Below are 16,838 nucleotides of genomic sequence, written 5' to 3'. Positions count from 1 at the left end.
GAGTGTGTGGTGCGGGGGATGCTCCCAGTCTACGCCTGCGTGCATGCGCCGCCAGGGATACGACGGCGGGTCAGCGTTTGCGCGAGAAGGCCTCGAGTCGTTCGTCGGGGCTGAGTCGCGCCATCCTCTCGAGCCATGTCAGCGAGAAGTGATCTCCGGTCGGCGCGTCCGTCACGGGCACCACGGTGTGGGTGATCGTCTCAGGACGCACATGCACGATCTGGAAGGCCTGTGCGGCATCCATGCCGTTCACGTCGGCGGCGGGGCGCGCGACATTCATGGTGTAGCAGGTCGCCGAAGCCACGCTGACCGGCACGCCCGCGAAGGTGCCGTGCGAGGAGTAATGCAGGTGACCGGCCAGGATGCCGCGCACGTCGGTGTCGCGGATGACCTCCGCCAGCTCGTCCTGGTGCCGCAGCTCGAGGATGTCGAAGAGCGGCAGGTGGCTCGGCAGCGGCGGATGGTGCATCGCGAGCAGAGTGCCGTGCGGCGCCGGTTCACGCAGGATCTCCCCCAACCATGAGAGCTGATCGGCGTCCAGGTCTCCGTGATGCCACCCCGGCACACTCGTGTCGAGCGCGATCAGTCTCAGCCCGTCGAGGTCCCACACCCCCGTCACCGGCTCCTGGGTGGGAGGCAGGTCGAGCAGCCCCTCTCGCAGGGCCGGGCGCTCATCGTGATTGCCCGCCACCCACACGACGGGCGTGCCCAGCTCCTGTGCGACGGGCTCCACTGCACGACGGAGCCGACGATACGCGTCCGGCTCCCCCAGATCCGCCAGGTCTCCGGTGATGACGATAGCCGCCGGGTGCGAATGCACAGCCCTGATCGCCTCGAGGGTGCGGGCGAAGTTCGACTCGACGTCGAAGCGTCCGCCGAGCCGCACGCCGTTCGCCAGGAAGTGCGGGTCGCTCACGTGGATGATGACGTGACTCGCAGGCTCGTGGCGACCGAAGACGAACTCGCTGTCGGAAGGCGCTGGCATGGTCTCAGCCTAGGCCGCACGGCGACATCGGACCATGGCCGCTCCACGGCAGCTGTAGTAGTCGCGATAAGGTGCTCGGATGGCGAAGAACGAGACGAGGCGACGGAACATCGCGGATGCAGGGCTGACCGTCCTGGCGACGGACGGTTCTCGCGGACTCACCCACCGCGCCGTCGACACGGTGGCCGGCGTGCCGGTGGGCACCACCTCGAACTACTTCCGCAGTCGGGATGCGCTCATCGAGGGCCTCGTCGAGCGGATCGGCGAACGTCTCGCCCCCAGCGACGATGACCTCGCCCGCCGATCATCCGAGCAGCCGAGCAGGGAGCTCTTCGCCGACTACGTCAGAGACATCGTGCGTCGTCTGACCGACGACCGCGATGTCACGCTGGCGCTGTTCGAGCTGAGGCTCGAGAGCAGCCGTCGCCCCGAGCTGGCCGCCCTCCTGGGCGCATGGCAGCGAGCGGGCTTCGATGCGGATGTGGCGTTCAACACGGCAGCGGGGCTTCCCGGCGGCCGACGCGAGATCGCGCTTTTCCACTACGCGATCGACGGGCTTCTGCTCGATCGGCTGACGTCTCCGATCGATCCCGGCACGTCGACCGACGAGATCGTGGACGACCTCGTCACCGGCCTTCTGCGCTGAATCCGGACGCCGCCGGACGCTCCGGTCAGTGCCCGACGACGATGATCAGGATGCCGGCCACCACGGCCACCGCACACAGCGCGAAGCACCCGTAGGCGCCGTACAGCGCGATGCGTCGCTGCGCCTCGGTGAGAGGACTCTTCTTCGCCGCCTTGGCGGCCTGCTTCGCCGCCCGCTTGAGCTCCTTCTCAGAGATCACGGTGATGGCGTCGGTGAACTCCGCCGGACTCACGACCGGCGCATGTCCGCTGCGGACCAGCAGACGCAGACCGAACGCGTAGAACGTCACCACGGCGCAGGCGCCGATCAGAGCGGCGAGGAACACCTGGACGAATGCGCCCCAGTCGATGCCGACACTCACTTCGACTCCTCGCTGTTCGTCTTCTCCGGGCTGTCCGTCTGCGTCACGACGCCTGTCTTCGGCGCCTTCTTCGCGGCCTTCGCCGCAGCTTTCGCCTTCGCGTCCGATCTGGCCTTGACCTTGGCCTTCTCTCGCGCCTCCGCGCGGGCCTTCGCCTCGGCCTTGGCCTCGATGATCCGCTGCTGCCTGCGCGTGGGCGGCGTCGTGTCCGGGTGCTCGATCGCGAGTCCCGACTCGGCGACGTCGCTCATCGCGTTCGCCGAGGTCACTGCATCTTTGCGTGAGCGCAGGAACAGGCCGATGATCACGGCAAGTGCGAGGACGGTGTCGATCGCGATGCCCCAAAGTCCGAGCCATGTGATCAGCAGGGCCGCGAGAGCGCCGACGGCACCTGCCGCCGGAAGTGTGAGGAGCCAGCCGATGGCGATTCGACCGGCGGTCCGCCAGCGAACCGTCGACCCCCGGCGGCCGAGGCCCGAGCCGATGACCGAACCCGATGCCACCTGCGTGGTCGACAGAGCGAAGCCGAAGGCGCTGGAGGCGAGGATGGTCGCGGCTGTCGAGCTCTCCGCCGAGAAGCCCTGCGCGGGCTTGACCTCGGTCAGGCCCTTGCCGAGCGTGCGGATGATCCGCCACCCTCCGAGATACGTGCCGAGAGCGATCGTGACCGCACAGGCGATGATGACCCAGAGATACGGGTCCGCCTGCTCGCTGTTCTGCCAGCCGACCGTGATGAGCGCGAGGGTGATCACGCCCATCGTCTTCTGGGCGTCGTTCGTGCCGTGCGCGAGGGCCACCAGCGATGACGTGAAGATCTGGCCCCAGCGGAAACCGTCTCGCCCGTCGGGCTTCCCGTCGTAGCGCCGGGTGATCGAGTACGCGAGCTTGGTCGCCGCGAACGCGATGATGCCGGCCGTCAGCGGGGCGATGAGTGCCGGGAGGATGATCTTCGACAACACCATGCCGAAGTCGATGCCGCCGACCCCGACGCCGACCAGCGTTGCTCCGATGAGACCGCCGAAGAGCGCGTGGGACGAGCTCGAGGGCAGACCCAGGAGCCAGGTCAGCATGTTCCAGGTGATGGCGCCGATGAGACCGGCGAAGATCATCGGGAGGAACACGTCGCCCTGGATGGTGTCCTCGCGGATGATCCCGTGCGACACGGTCTTGGAGACCTCGGTCGAGAGGAACGCGCCGACGAGGTTCAGCACCGCCGCGAGAAGGACCGCTGTCTTGGGCTTGAGTGCGCCCGTCGCGATGGGGGTCGCCATCGCGTTGGCCGTGTCGTGAAACCCGTTGGTGAAGTCGAAGAAGAGTGCCAGCGCGATAACCAGCACGACGATGAGGGCTGCGGTTTCCACCGTTCGCTTTCGGTCGTTGAGGAAGAAAGGAGAGGTGTCGACGGGATCGACGTGACGAACGAAGAGTTCACCGTGGGTTTTACTTCCGTTAACCGGCCCCGGTAGATCCTCCCACCCTCTCGGGTACCGGTCAACTCGACCTGGGCTAGCGTGGAACTCGTGACTGATGCCCCGATCGCAGACCGCCGCTCGACCCTCCGTACGCACCACGGCGACACATTCGATGATCCCTACGAATGGCTCCGCGAGAAGGACTCCACCGAGGTGATCGCACACCTCGAGGCCGAGAACGCCCACACCGAGCACGAGCTCGCACACCTGGCGGATCTGCGCGACACGCTCTTCCACGAGATCAAGGGTCGCGTGCAGGAGACCGACCTCTCCGTGCCGACGCGTCGCGGGAACTGGTGGTACTACAGCCGCACCGAGGAGGGCGCGCAGTACGGCATCCACTGCCGAACCGCGGCTGCCGAGGGAGGCTGGACTCCCCCCGTACTGGAACCAGGCGTGGCGGTGCCCGGCGAAGCCGTGCTGCTCGACGGCAACGTCGAAGCCGAGGGGCACGAGTTTTTCTCCCTCGGCGCGTTCGACACATCGGACGATGCGACGAAGCTGCTCTGGGCGACGGATTTCGAGGGCGACGAGCTCTATACGGTGCATGTGCGCGACCTCATCACCGGAGAGACTCTCCCCGATGAGATCCCCGACACCGGTGGCGCGTTCTTCACACCTGACGGAACCGGGATCCTCTACACCACCCGCGATGACGCGTGGCGTCCTGACACGCTGTGGCTGCATCGCCTCGGCACCCCGGTCGCGGACGACGTGAAGCTCTTTCACGAGCCCGACGAGAAGTACTGGCTCGGAGCCGGCATCACCCGCAGCCGCAGGTACCTCGTGATCGCTGTCGGATCGAGCATCACCAGCGAGGAGTATCTCGTCGATCTCGAGGGCGATCTGACCGCCGCGCCTCAGATCGTCTGGCCTCGCCGTGAGGGCGTCGAGTACTCCCTCGAGCACGCCGTGGTCGACGGCGAGGACCGCCTCTACATCCTGCACAACGACGAGGCGCTGGACTTCGAGCTCGTCTCGGTGCCTGCATCCGACCCGCAGGGAGATCGTCGCGTTGTCCTCGCGCATGAGCCGGGACGTCGACTGCTCGGGATGGATGCGTTCCGCGATTTCGCGACGGTGGAGTACCGCCGCGAGGGGCTCGAGCGTGTCGGGCTGCTCGACTACGCGACCGACGCGGTGGAAGACATCGTCTTCGACGAGCCGCTGTACTCGGCCGGCGTCAGCGGCAATCCGGAGTGGCACTCGCCGTTCCTCCGGCTCGGCTACACGTCGTTCGTGACCCCGGGGACCGTCTACGAGCTGGACCTCGCCACGCGGGAACTGCACCTGCGCAAGCAGGTCGCCGTGCTCGGCGGGTACGACCCCCTCGACTACGGCCAGAAGCGCGACTGGGCGACGGCATCGGACGGCACCCGGGTGCCCATCTCGCTCGTCTGGAAGCACTCGTTCGGCCAGCCGGGCTCGGAAGCGCGACCTGTGCACCTCTACGGCTACGGATCGTACGAGCACTCGATCGATCCCGGCTTCTCGGTCGCGCGGCTCTCAGAGCTCGACCGAGGAATCGTCTTCGCCGTCGCGCACGTCCGCGGCGGGGGTGAGATGGGCCGGCAATGGTACGAGGACGGCAAGCTGCTGAACAAGCGCAACACCTTCACCGACTTCGTCGCGTGCGCCGAGCACCTCATCGAGCAGGGAGTGACGTCTCCTGAGCGCCTCGTCGCCGAGGGCGGAAGCGCCGGCGGGCTCCTCATGGGAGCCGTGACGAACCTCGCCCCCGAGCTCTTCGCCGGAGTGCTGGCGGCTGTGCCGTTCGTCGACGCGCTCACGACGATCCTCGACCCCTCGCTCCCCCTGACGGTGATCGAGTGGGACGAGTGGGGCGACCCGCTGCACGGTGCCGACGTCTACGAGTACATGAAGTCGTACTCGCCGTACGAGAACGTGCGGGACGGAGTGGACTATCCGCGGATCCTGGCGGTGACCTCGCTCAACGACACCCGAGTCCTCTACGTCGAGCCCGCGAAGTGGATCGCCGCCCTCCGCGTCGCCGGAGCATCCGACGCTCTGCTCAAGTGCGAGATGGTCGCCGGTCACGGCGGTGTCAGTGGTCGCTACAACTCGTGGAAGGAGCGCGCTTTCGAGCTCGCCTGGATTCTCGACACGGTGGGCCTCGCCTCGGAGTGACGCTCGACACTCGGTGATCTGAGTTCAGGGCGACCGGCTGAGATCAGGACGCACCACACAGCATCAGCCTGATCTCGCGCTGTTCTCCTGCTTCCGACAGCCGCACTCACTCCTGCACACTCGGCGATTGATCCGATTCGATTCACATCAGAGCTGCCGGGTCCCACCAGAGGACGTACGGCTGCAGAGTGACTGCATGCGACTGGAGGACTGGCTTCGCGAGCGCGACGGAGCCGCACACACGACGGAGATCTACGCGGCTGGATTCAGCAGACACGCTGTCGCCTCGGCTGTCGACTCCGGGCGGATGCTGCGGCTCCGCCGATCTTGGATCGCATCGAAGACATGCGATCCGGCGGTTCTCGCAGCCGTCGGCGTCAGCGGACGTCTCACGTGCGTGACCGCCGCACGACGACTGGCGTTGTGGACGCCCGCTCCCGCCGAGTTCCACATCGCCGTCGCTCCGAATGCGGCGCGATTCGACTCTGCCGGCCTGCACGTGCACTGGTCCTCTGGACCGGCACCGATCGGACCACACGCTCTTCTGGATCCGCTGATCAACGTGCTGCATCAGGTCGCGCGATGCCAGGAACCCGCCACGGCGCTCGCCGTCTGGGAGTCCGCCCTCAACAGGCGCCTGATCGCCCCGGAAGTCCTGAGTCGCATCGAATGGCGCAGTGCGCGGGCATCACGCATCGCTGCGGTCGCTCACGTCCTGTCCGATTCCGGGCTCGAGACCCACTTCGTCATCCTGATGCGCTCGATCGGGGTGGTCGTCATCCAGCAGGTGTGGGTCGACGGGCACCCGCTGGATGCCCTGATCGGTGATCGCCTCGTGGTCCAGTTGGACGGATTCGCCCATCACAGCAGCGCCCAGGATCGACGGCGCGACATCGAGGCAGACGCTCGATTGCGCTTGCGCGGTTACACCGTGCTCCGATTCGACTATCACCAGGTGCTGTTCCAACCACAACTGGTCCTGAACATGGTGCGTGCGGCGATCGCCCAGCAGTTGCATCGTCGGGGATGACTGGCGTCACCAACTGGATTCAGGACGACCGCCTGAGATCAGGAGAGTTCAGTCGGAATCCTCCTGATTCGCGTCGGCAGCCCTGCTCTCGCCTCCACACCCGTGCGGGGTGCCGAGAGCAGGCGGATGCCGACGGCACCGCCTGCTGCGGTCTCAGCCGAAGAGCGCTGCAGCCTCGTCGTAGCGGCTGCGGGGAACCGTGTTCAGCTCGCCCAGTGCTTCTGCGAACGGGACGCGGACGATGTCGGTGCCCTGCATCGCGACCATCTGGCCCCATGCCTTCTCGACGATCGCGTCGGCCGCGTGGAGTCCGAGGCGGGTCGCGAGCACACGGTCGAACGCAGACGGTGATCCGCCTCGCTGGATGTGTCCGAGGATCGTCGCGCGGGTCTCGATGCCCGTGATGCGCTCGATCGCGGGAGCGAGCTGATCGCCGATGCCGCCGAGACGAGGGCGGTTGAATGCATCGAGGCCCTTGTCGCTGTAAGCCTCGTCCATGCCGAGCAGCTTGAACCCCTCGGAGACGACCACGAGCGGTGCACGACCACGGTCATGTGCGCTGGAGACGAGAGCGGTGATGTCATCGATGGACATCGGCACCTCGGGGATGCAGATGGCGTGCGCGCCCGCCGCCATGCCCGCGTGCAGAGCGATCCAGCCGACGTGACGACCCATGACCTCCGCGACCATGCAGCGCTGGTGCGAGTCTCCCGTGGTGCGCAGGCGGTCCATAGCGTCCGTGGCGATGTTGACGGCCGTGTCGAAACCGAACGAGTAGTCCGTGGCGCGAAGGTCGTTGTCGATCGTCTTCGGCACACCGATGACGTTGATGCCGTCCTTGGCGAGGCGGTCGGCTGCTGCGAGAGTGCCCTCGCCGCCGATCGCGATGATGCCGTCGATCTTGTGCCCGTACAGCGTCTTCGCGATGTTCTCGGCGCCACCGCGCTCACCCTCGTAGGGGTTCGTGCGACTGGTGCCCAGAATCGTGCCGCCGACCTTCGACAGACCCTTCACCTCGTGTCGTGTGAGGGGGAAGAAGTCGCCGTCGACCACGCCGCGCCAGCCGTCACGGATGCCGACGAACTCGAGGTCGTAGGTGGTGGTGCCCTTGAGCACGATGCCGCGGATGACCGCGTTGAGTCCGGGGCAGTCGCCACCGCTCGTCAGAATGCCGATCTTCATGCTTGCCTCAGACGGTTCAGGGGAAGGGGGAACAGGCGACGATGCCTGCGATCGACACTAGCGCTCCGAGCCGACCGGGCGCCATTCGAGACGATGAAAACCGGGGATCTTGCCGACGATTCGAGACGATCAGCGAGAAATGAGCGAACATGTCACCGAACACCAGAAATCGGCGTCAAGAACCGAAGTTCTTAACGCCGATCTCGGTGGAATCAAGCGCGTGTCACACGGCTCCGAGCGCCTCCCGGAGAAGATGCATGAGAGCGCCCAGCTGCACGGGCTCGGCGGCAGCCTCGTCGAGTGCTTCGCCGTCGAGCGCACGGGCCGCGAGACCCTGCTTCTGATCGATGAGCTCTGCGATCTTCGCGTCGATGGTGTGCGCCGCGATGATCCGCCAGGCGGTCACCGGCTCGTCCTGACCGATGCGGTGCACCCGGTCGATCGCCTGCGTCTGCTCGGCCGCGGTCCACGACAGCTCCGCCAAGACCACGTTCGACGCCGCCTGCAGGTTCAGACCGACACCGGCAGCGGTCAACGAGCACACCGCGATACCCACGGCGGGGTCGCTGTTGAAGTCGTCGATCGCCTGCTGACGGACGGTCGAGGTCTGGTCGCCGCGGATCGAGACCGACCGGATGCCGGCGGAGGCGAAGTGCGCCTCGGCCTGATCCATCACGTCGATGTGCTTCGCGAAGAACACGACCTTGCCCACGGAGCGCTGGAGCTGGGCCGCATAGTCGGCCGCCAGATGCGCCTTCGCCTGTCCGATGCGGCGCACCATGGTGAAGACGTTGTCCCCACCGGTGCCTGCGGCCTTCGACTCCTCGAGCTCGTTCTGAGCGACCAGGCGCACGATGTCCTGGTCGATCTCGCCCGGTGCGAGTCCGCGATCCCCTCGCGCCTCGATGATCCGCCGGTAGCGGGCGGCGAGCCGCTCGCCCAGCTCGCGCTCGGCCTGACGGATGCCGCGGCCGAACTCGTCATCCAGCTGCACCGGGAGGTCCGCGATGAGCTTGTCGGGCAGATCGGCTGCGACGTCCTTCTTCTTGCGCCGAACGATCCCCATCGAGATCACCGCTTCGCGGGCCTCCGGGTAGAACGCCTTGTCGGCGGGGGTGAAGCCGGTCGCGTCGAGCTTCTCCATCAGCTCTGGGCCCGGCTTCTCGCCTGTGGTCCAGCCGAGGAAGCGCCAGATCGCGTCGAAGTCCTCGACGTCGTTGATGAGCGGTGTGCCTGTGAGCGCGAGCATCAGCGGCTTGCCACCTGGAGTGCGCTCGCGCACGCGGTTCGCCAGCGACAGCACGTTCTGGGAACGCTGCGAGCTGAGGTTCTTGATGAAGTGCGCCTCGTCGACGACCATGCCGCGAAGACCGATCGAGGCGAGCCACGACATGTGACGGTCGAGGATCTCGTAGTTCACGATGAACACGTCGGCGAACGCGTCGATGTCGGTGCCGTCGCCCTGGATCACGGTCGCCCTGCGCTGCGGGGTCCACCGCTCGACCTCTCGCGCCCAGTTCATCTTGACGACGTTGGGCACGACGACGAGCAGCGGGTAGGCGCCGGCGACGGATGCGGCCAGCACCGACTGCGCGGTCTTGCCGAGTCCCGGTTCGTCAGCGAGCAGGAAGCTCCTGTGTCCTTCGCGCACCGCTTCGAGGAAGCGCGACTGGTGCACCATGACCTCGAGGCCCTTGGGAGAGAGGTGGTCGTACTCGGGGGCCGGCGGCAGGTCCATGCTCGCGGCTCCTCCCCCGGCTCCGGTCTCGAACGCCTTGTACAGGGGGCCCATGAGCTCCCAGCCGTCCAGGCGTCGACGCGGAGTCGTGGCGGCGCGCGGGGTGAGATCGGGGGCGAGGAACGGATTCGCCAGCTGGCGCGCCTCGACGGAGGGCGGTGTGACCTGACGCTCGGGGATCCCCGCGGACACCATCGGCGTCTGCACGGGAGCGACGTCCGCGATGATGAGCTCTTCGGGAGCGAGTTCCGCTCCCGACTCGAGCAGCCAGTCGCGTCGCATGCGCTTCGCAACAGGCGAGGTCGCCTGATCGGCCTCGAGAAGCTGGATCAGCGAAGTGTCGCGCGCTGCCGTCTTCGCAAGGATCGTCGCCACGCCGTCGAGCCGCTTGAGCAGCTCGGCGCGGGCGGCATCCGCGATCTCAGGATCGGCCTTGACTCGTGCGCGCTCTTCACGCACCAGGAACGCGATGACCTGGAACTTGACCCGGTTCGTGGGTCCGAGCTTTCCCCGCTGCGACTTCGCCTCGATCTCACGCACCTTGCGGGCGAGGATCGGGATGAGGGGTGCCTCATCGTCGCGACGAGACGTCTTCTTGCGCCGTGTTGCGGCGGTTGCCGTGGTCGGCATGCTCCTCCTGAGCGTGAAGGCCGGAGCATCCGTGGGATGCGTCGGCCGTTCTCGGTGTCCGCGTGTGGCGTGAGCCAGGACCGTACGAACAGTATTTCCGGTGATCGTCTACGAGCGAATGACGCGCGAGGATCAAGGACCACCGAGGCCCATTCTATGCCATGCGACCTGAGCGACGCAGATCAGGACACGCAGAGTTCGACCGGAGTTCAGCTGGAGCTGCGCGACAGCACGCTCTCGGCATCCGTCACGTCGGCGGCCATCTGCGCCTTCAGCTTCTCGATCCCCTCGAACGCGACCATGCCGCGCAGACGCTCGACGAACTCGACGGTCACGTCGTGACCGTACAGATCGAGATCGGTCTCGCCGATCACGTGCGCCTCGACCTGCCGCTCGAGAACGTCGTCGAAAGTGGGGTTGGTACCCACGGAGATGGCTGCCCGATGCCTGAACCCCGTCTCGTGATCGACGAGCCATCCGGCGTACACCCCGTCGGCGGGGACGAACGAATCGACCGAAGCCGAGAGATTCGCGGTGGGAAAACCGAGTTCGCGTCCGCGTTTGAGTCCGTGCACCACCTCGCCGCGCACGTCGACGTTGCGGTCGAGCACGCGGGCGGCCGCGGTGACATCGCCGGCCATCAGCAGTTCACGGATCCACGTGGACGAGACGCGACGGTCGGATCCGTCGAGGAACACGTCGTCGACGACCTCGACCGTGAATCCGTACCTCGGCCCGAGTTCTCTGAGGAGCTCGGGGTCTCCTGCCCCGCCTCGACCGAACCGGAAGTCCCTGCCGACGAGGACGGTGGACACATGCAGTGCACCGGTCAGGATGCTGGCCACGAAGTCTTCGGCGCTGCGCGACGCGAGTTCTTCGTCGAACGTCAGAAGCAGTGTGGCGTCGAGCCCGAGTTCTCCCAGCAGCTCCAGCTTGCGCTCGACCGTGACCACGTTCTCGGGGCAGCGATCCGGTCGAAGCACCGCGAGTGGGTTGCGGTCGAAGGTGACGGCGACGGCGCGGACTCCCGACTGCGCCGCGATCTCCTTCAGACGCCGGATCACCGCGCGGTGACCGGCGTGCACGCCGTCGAACTTTCCGATGGCCACGGCGGAGGGGCCGAAGCCGTCCGGCACTTCGCTCGGGTCACGGAAGACGATCATGCGCTGGCCTCGGCGTGGAGAACAGATCGAGTCTCTCGCGTCGGCCTGTGCGTGCGCAGCCACCAGATGCCGAAGATCGGCAGCACCAGCGGGATGAACAGGTAGCCTCGCCCGAACATCGACCAGACCGTGTCGTGCGGGAACAGGTCGGGGAAGAAGATGCTCAGAGCGCCGACCACCAGGACTCCGGCGAGCTCGAAGACGATCGCCACCCACGCCACCGCGTACCAGCCGCGTCGGCTCGCGAGAACGAGCGCCAACGTGGCGAGGATGTACACGACAGCCGCGAGGGCCGAGAGGGAGTAGGCGAGAGGCGCCTCGTCGAACTGTCGGAAGATCTGCACGAAGCTTCGGCCGGTGGCCGCCAGCGCCATCACGGCATAGACGATCACGAGGACACGGCCGATGCCGGTCATGCGGGAGGTGGGAACGGTGGTGCTCATAGCGTCCTCCATTCTAGATCCGGGCGGGAAGAGGCGGATGCGCTCCCGACCGGCTCAGGCCACCTGAACGGTCCAGATGACGTGCATGCGCCACACCATGATCGCCACGGCGAGAGCAGCCACACCGAGGATCACTGTGCTCCAGCGACTCCTCTCCATCAGCGCCCACAGCACGGCGCCTATGGGCAGCAGCACAGCGGAGACGAGATAGACCCAGTACTCGAGCAGGTCGCCCGTCGGAGGGTTTCCGGTCAAGGGTGCCGCGATTGCGGCCACGACCTGGACGACGAGGAGCAGCTCGACCAGGGCGAGCGCGCCGACGGTGTAGTCGCTCGGACGCCGGCCGGCCAGACCGAGGGCGACGCAGAACAGCCCCGCCGCGGTCGCGACCGCCACCTGAGCGATGGTCAACCAGAGGATCATCTGGGTGCCTCCGGCATGTTCATGGCGCTCTTGAGGTCAGCACCGCGTCTCTCGACGACGCCGACGAGGACGCCCTCCTCGTCGATCGCGGCCGCCAGAGAGCCGGTCAGTCGATCGGCCTGTCCCATGAGCCTCTTGCCGTGACGAAGATCTCTCGCTTCCTCGGCCGACACCGACAGCGGGTCGAGGACCCTGGCGGCCGCGGCGGCCGGGGTGAGCAGCGCCGCCTCCACCACATCGTCGACCGCCACGGCATCCGCGACGTCGAAGTCCCCCACGCGTGAGCGCCGCAGCGCCGTCAGGTGCCCGCCGACTCCGAGCGCTGTGCCCAGGTCTCGGGCGAGCGAGCGGATGTAGGTGCCGGAGGAGCAGTCGACGACGACGTCGAGATCCAGGAACCCGTCGCCGGAGCGCTCGGCGATGACATCGAAGCGCGAGACCGTGACGTCGCGGGCGGCCAGCACGACCTCCTCCCCCGCGCGTACGCGGTCGTATGCGCGGCGTCCATCGACCTTGATCGCCGACACCGAGCTCGGCACCTGCGAGATCGCACCGGTGAGCTCTCTGATCCCGGCGGACACTCGCTCGGGGGTCACCGAATCCCATGACTCGGCAGAGGCCCGCGTCAGGATCTCACCGTCGGCGTCGTCCGTGCCGGTCGTCTGCCCGAGTCGGATCGTGGCCTCGTAGGTCTTGTCGGCTCCCACGATGTACGTGAGCAGTCGCGTCGCGCCTTCGACCCCGATCACGAGCAGACCGGTGGCCATGGGGTCGAGGGTTCCCGCATGCCCGACCTTGCGGGTGCCGAGCGCACGCCTGGTGCGTGCGACGACGTCGTGGCTGGTCAGTCCAGCTGGTTTGTCGACGAGAAGGATGCCGGGCGAGACCATCTCTCAAGCCTACGATGCGTCTGAATGCTCCACCGCACGTCCCGCCTCGCTCGCGCCGCGGCCGGCCTTCGACTCCCCCCAGGATCCCGGTTCGCCTAGGCTGTCGAGGTGCCCTCGACATCGCTTCCCGCCTCCGCGGTGTCTCTGCCTCTTGCGGACTGGTATCGGGGCGCAGCACGAGATCTGCCGTGGAGGCGCCCTCGATTCCATGAGGACTTCGGCGCCTGGGGAACGCTGGTCAGCGAGTTCATGCTGCAGCAGACACCGGTCAACCGGGTGATACCGCACCTCGAGGCGTGGCTCGACAGGTGGCCCACCCCCGCGGCGATGGGTGCCGCCTCGACCTCCGATGTGCTCCAGCAGTGGGCCAATCTCGGCTATCCCCGCCGCGCCCTGTGGCTGCACCGCGCTGCCGTCGAGATCACGGAGCGACACGGGGGCGTCGTGCCCAAAGACGTGGATGCGCTGCTGAAGCTCTCGGGAATCGGCGACTACACGGCCAGAGCTGTGGCCGTCTTCGCATACGGCGACCGACACCCCGTCGTCGACACCAACACTCGTCGCGTGATGGCACGCGCGATCCTCGGCCAGGCGCAGCCGGGCCCGCCCTCGCGCCGCGATCTCGAGCTCATGGATTCGCTTCTCCCCGCGGATGTCGCCGAATCCGCCGTGTTCAACGCCGCGGCGATGGAGCTGGGCGCCACCGTCTGCACGGCGCGGTCGCCGCGCTGCGAGATCTGCCCCTTGGTCGGCGTGTGCGCGTGGGTGGCTGCAGGGCGGCCGGACACCGGTGACACCCGGAGGCGCCAAGCGACCTTCGAGGGCTCTGACCGTCAGGCGAGAGGCGCCGTGCTGCGGATCCTGCGAGCCGCTGCACCTGACGCGGTCCTGATCGACTCCGTGCTCGCCGAGTGGCCGGATCCTCTTCAGCGCGACCGTGCGATCGACTCCCTCATCGCCGACGGCCTCGCCGAGGCCGATGGCGAGATGCTGTCGCTCCCCCGCTGACTCCGACGGTCAGACGAACTGCCCGATCCGATGGGCGAGCACCGTCAGCTCGACGCGGGTCCTGACCTCGAGCTTCGCGAAGACCCTGCCCAGATGAACCTCGACCGTGCGCACCGACACGTGGAGCGAGTCGGCGATGTCGCGGTTCGGGGCACCACCGACCACCAGCATCGCGACCTCCAGCTCTCGAGCGGTGAGCATCGATGCCCAGACTCGGCGGCACGATGAGAGCGGATCTCCGGTCGCCGCGCCGTCGTTGACCTCCACCCGCTCCAGGCGCACGGCGACCGCCCTCGCCCAGGCGGTCGCGCCGGAGACCTCGAGGAGGTTCCGCGCCATCGCCAGGTGCTCTCTGCCGATGGCGATGTCACCCTTGATCAGCGATCTGGTGCCGATCATCGCCTCGACTCGCCCGCGCGAGAACGGCGAGGTCAGAGTGCGTGCCGCTGCGACGACGAGCGGACGCTCGACACGCCATTCGTCATCCGAACAGCTGGTGATCTGCACCCGCAGTCGCTGGGCGAGACCGATCTCGGGCGGCTCGATCCGATGCGGATGCCACGATGCACCATGCGTGACGACGATCGCCTCCTCGAGTCCCGGAACAGACAGCGTCGGCTGCGGAGCGCCGCGGTCGCGCCAGAGCCGCATGCACGCCGCAGCCTCGGCCGAGTTGCCCGCCAGGAACGCCTCGATGCCTCGATCCACGAGCTGATCGATGCGCGGAGGCGCGGGAAGTGCGGCAGTGAGAGCCTTGGCGAACGGCCCGAGGTGACCGAGAACCGCCAGGTCGAGCCGTCGAGCGACGACGACGCCGAGTCCGGCGAACGGCACAGCGACGGGCAGCTCGAGCGCGGCATGCAGCATCCGGTCGCGCGCAGCGCCGATGTCTCCCCGCCACATCAGGAGCAGGACTTCGACGACCGCTCGATACGCCGCGACCAGTGGACTGAGCTCGAAGCCCGCGACGAACGGGTCGACCTCGACCCCGACCGCCGAATCGCCCGCGGCGAGCAGGCTGAGGCCCCTGTCGACGTCTCCGTCGACAGCCGCTCGCAGGGCGCGGAACAAGCTTCCGGTGAGTGGGCCTGCGCCGCTCACGTCGTCTCCGTCGCCGTCGCCGATCACCAGCCATGCGAGCGCGACGACCGGGTCTCGGAGTTCTCGATCGGCCCCGACGCGCGCGCTCGCCTTTCTGAGAGCCTCGAGCCACGGACGCATTCCCCGGCGGTCGCCCCGTTCGGCGCACAGCATCGCCGCGAACGCCGAGGCCCGCGCCCACGAATACCACTGGTCGGCGTCATCGACGCGCGGCTGGATGACGCTCGTGTCGACCTCGGGCACGCCCCCACGGAGATGCGCCTCGGCGACGAGCAACCCGCCGAGACCCTGCAGGCGATAGAGCTCGTCACCGCCGGGAAACAGACTCCCCAGTCGTCTCGCCGCGTCGACCGCGTAGCCCGCGGCGATGGCCGCGACACCGGCGACGAGAGTGGCCTCATCCCGCTCGATCCCGCTCGAGTGCGCGGCTGCTTCTGCCGCGAGGTGGAAGGCCCGCTCGCTCAGTCCCGCTTCCGAATGCTCCCTGGCGATGCGCGTCAGCTCCCCCGCGGTCGCCGGTTCGCCGTGCATCGCCGCTCGAGCGCCGTGCCAGTCGGCATCGACCCGCTCGCCGCGCGCGTCGAAGAGTCGGTGCAGTCTCGAGTGCACCGCGGCGGCCGAGGAAGACGCCGTCGTCGCACGCAACCAGATCGCCAACCGGGGGTCGGCGAGACGGACTCGGCCCGCGTGGATCTCGAGAAGCGCTCCGAGCGGACCGCCGACGAGTTCTGCGGCGGACCGTCCCGCGAAATCCACCAGTGGGTCGAGCCTGTCGTCGAGCCGCAGAGACACGGCGACGAGGATCTCACGGTCGCGGTCGTCGAGCTCCAGCTGAGCGAACAGCGCCTCGACGGATGGCACCATCGGCAGCGGCGACGGGAGCGCCCTGAGACCGTGCCGCTGAGCAGCGTCGAGTCGTGCCGCGACCGCCAGGATCGTCTGCGAATCCTCCGACAGCTCGAACGCGAGTCGCGCTGCGACATGCGGCGCGCAGCTCAGATCATGCTCGAGAAGGTCGTCGAGGATCGCCTCGACGACCGCGGGTGCGACCGAGGCCGCCCCGTGCGCGCGCGTAAAAACGATGCCGAACCCCCCAGTCCCCGCGGGCGATCACCCGTTGAGCTGAGGTTATCAAGACACTCCGACGCCCCGAAGAGGGCGCCGATATTCAGGACTTCGTGTCGTCTTCTTCGTCGCGGAGGTACGGATCCGCGTCGCCCGCGTGCGACGCGGACGATGCGAGCTTCGCCACTTCGGCGTCGCGCTGCTGCGCTTCACGGAGGAGAGCCGAGATGTGATCGGCGTTCTCCGGCAGCGCATCGGGGATGAACTCGAGCGTCGGCACGAGGCGCGTGCTGAGCTGCTTGCCGACCTCGCTGCGCAGCATGCCAGTGGCGGAGGTCAGAGCCTCCCCGCTGGAGAGGCGCTCCTCTTCGGTACCGAGCACCGTGTAGAACACCGAGGCGTGCTGCAGGTCACCCGTGACACGGACATCCGTGATCGTGACGAAGCCGAGGCGCGGGTCTCGCAACCCCTTCTCGAGCCGCTCCGCAAGGATCACTCGAATCCGATCAGCCAGACGGGCCTGTCGTTCACCAGCCATTGTTCTCTCCCTCTA

Annotated in this window: 15 protein-coding genes; 4 read left to right on the top strand and 11 right to left on the bottom strand. The window is 67.5% G+C overall.

Annotation, left to right across the window (positions count from 1 at the left end; translation table 11 throughout):
* Nucleotides 1-70: 70 nt before the first annotated feature.
* Entirely contained in the window at nucleotides 71-985 is a 915-nt protein-coding gene (locus tag ASF87_RS13385; RefSeq protein ID WP_056376598.1) for a phosphodiesterase, read from the bottom strand.
* A gap of 79 nt (nucleotides 986-1,064) precedes the next feature.
* Here ASF87_RS13385 and ASF87_RS13380 point away from each other — a divergent pair, with 79 nt between their 5' ends.
* Nucleotides 1,065-1,631, top strand: a complete 567-nt coding sequence (locus ASF87_RS13380; RefSeq protein ID WP_056376597.1) for a TetR/AcrR family transcriptional regulator — start codon at nucleotides 1,065-1,067, stop codon at nucleotides 1,629-1,631.
* Nucleotides 1,632-1,656: 25 nt separating this feature from the next.
* Here ASF87_RS13380 and ASF87_RS13375 read toward each other — a convergent pair whose 3' ends face one another.
* The gene (locus tag ASF87_RS13375) at nucleotides 1,657-1,992 is read right to left on the bottom strand and encodes a peptidase (RefSeq protein WP_042541812.1); all 336 of its coding nucleotides are present in this window, start codon (nucleotides 1,990-1,992) and stop codon (nucleotides 1,657-1,659) included.
* Nucleotides 1,989-3,353: an inorganic phosphate transporter gene (locus tag ASF87_RS13370; RefSeq protein WP_082508923.1), complete on the bottom strand. Its 1,365-nt coding sequence runs from the start codon at nucleotides 3,351-3,353 to the stop codon at nucleotides 1,989-1,991. Before ASF87_RS13370 ends, ASF87_RS13375 begins: the two co-directional genes overlap by 4 nt.
* Nucleotides 3,354-3,512: 159 nt before the next feature.
* On the opposite strand from ASF87_RS13370, the gene ASF87_RS13365 reads away from it, so the two are divergent.
* The gene (locus tag ASF87_RS13365; protein WP_056377019.1) at nucleotides 3,513-5,612 is read left to right on the top strand and encodes a S9 family peptidase; all 2,100 of its coding nucleotides are present in this window, start codon (nucleotides 3,513-3,515) and stop codon (nucleotides 5,610-5,612) included.
* 196 nt (nucleotides 5,613-5,808) lie between these two features.
* Entirely contained in the window at nucleotides 5,809-6,642 is an 834-nt protein-coding gene (locus tag ASF87_RS13360) for a DUF559 domain-containing protein (protein ID WP_056376596.1), read from the top strand.
* Nucleotides 6,643-6,795: 153 nt separating this feature from the next.
* Here ASF87_RS13360 and ASF87_RS13355 read toward each other — a convergent pair whose 3' ends face one another.
* The 6 genes from ASF87_RS13355 to truB all read right to left on the bottom strand — a co-directional run bounded on the left by ASF87_RS13355 (nucleotide 6,796) and on the right by truB (nucleotide 13,111).
* The gene (locus ASF87_RS13355; RefSeq protein ID WP_042541814.1) at nucleotides 6,796-7,824 is read right to left on the bottom strand and encodes an ATP-dependent 6-phosphofructokinase; all 1,029 of its coding nucleotides are present in this window, start codon (nucleotides 7,822-7,824) and stop codon (nucleotides 6,796-6,798) included.
* Nucleotides 7,825-8,047: 223 nt separating this feature from the next.
* Nucleotides 8,048-10,192: a DEAD/DEAH box helicase gene (locus tag ASF87_RS13350; RefSeq protein WP_042541815.1), complete on the bottom strand. Its 2,145-nt coding sequence runs from the start codon at nucleotides 10,190-10,192 to the stop codon at nucleotides 8,048-8,050.
* 209 nt (nucleotides 10,193-10,401) lie between these two features.
* On the bottom strand, nucleotides 10,402-11,355 hold the full coding sequence (locus ASF87_RS13345; RefSeq protein WP_056376595.1) for a bifunctional riboflavin kinase/FAD synthetase: 954 nt from the start codon (nucleotides 11,353-11,355) through the stop codon (nucleotides 10,402-10,404).
* Nucleotides 11,352-11,798: a hypothetical protein gene (locus ASF87_RS13340; RefSeq protein ID WP_235558963.1), complete on the bottom strand. Its 447-nt coding sequence runs from the start codon at nucleotides 11,796-11,798 to the stop codon at nucleotides 11,352-11,354. Before ASF87_RS13340 ends, ASF87_RS13345 begins: the two co-directional genes overlap by 4 nt.
* A 54-nt stretch (nucleotides 11,799-11,852) precedes the next feature.
* The gene (locus ASF87_RS13335) at nucleotides 11,853-12,221 is read right to left on the bottom strand and encodes a hypothetical protein (RefSeq protein WP_056376593.1); all 369 of its coding nucleotides are present in this window, start codon (nucleotides 12,219-12,221) and stop codon (nucleotides 11,853-11,855) included.
* Complete coding sequence (gene truB, locus ASF87_RS13330) at nucleotides 12,218-13,111, bottom strand: tRNA pseudouridine(55) synthase TruB (RefSeq protein ID WP_056376592.1); 894 nt, start codon at nucleotides 13,109-13,111, stop codon at nucleotides 12,218-12,220. Before truB ends, ASF87_RS13335 begins: the two co-directional genes overlap by 4 nt.
* 108 nt (nucleotides 13,112-13,219) lie before the next feature.
* Here truB and ASF87_RS13325 point away from each other — a divergent pair, with 108 nt between their 5' ends.
* A complete protein-coding gene (locus ASF87_RS13325; protein ID WP_327037347.1) occupies nucleotides 13,220-14,119 on the top strand; it encodes an A/G-specific adenine glycosylase in 900 nt (299 codons plus the stop codon).
* Between the two features lie 9 nt (nucleotides 14,120-14,128).
* Here the strand turns inward: ASF87_RS13325 and ASF87_RS13320 are convergent, their stop codons facing one another.
* Both ASF87_RS13320 and rbfA read right to left on the bottom strand, forming a co-directional pair.
* Nucleotides 14,129-16,084 carry a helix-turn-helix domain-containing protein gene (locus ASF87_RS13320; protein ID WP_157550111.1) on the bottom strand — a complete coding sequence of 652 codons (1,956 nt, stop codon included), beginning with the start codon at nucleotides 16,082-16,084 and terminating at the stop codon, nucleotides 14,129-14,131.
* A 304-nt stretch (nucleotides 16,085-16,388) separates the two neighbouring features.
* A complete protein-coding gene (rbfA, locus tag ASF87_RS13315; protein ID WP_056376590.1) occupies nucleotides 16,389-16,823 on the bottom strand; it encodes a 30S ribosome-binding factor RbfA in 435 nt (144 codons plus the stop codon).
* Nucleotides 16,824-16,838: the final 15 nt, after the last annotated feature.

Source organism: Microbacterium sp. Leaf161, assembly GCF_001423645.1.
Lineage (GTDB): Bacteria > Actinomycetota > Actinomycetes > Actinomycetales > Microbacteriaceae > Microbacterium > Microbacterium forte.
Note: the sequence above shows the minus strand (reverse complement) of the source record. Positions and strands in the feature narration are given on the sequence as shown.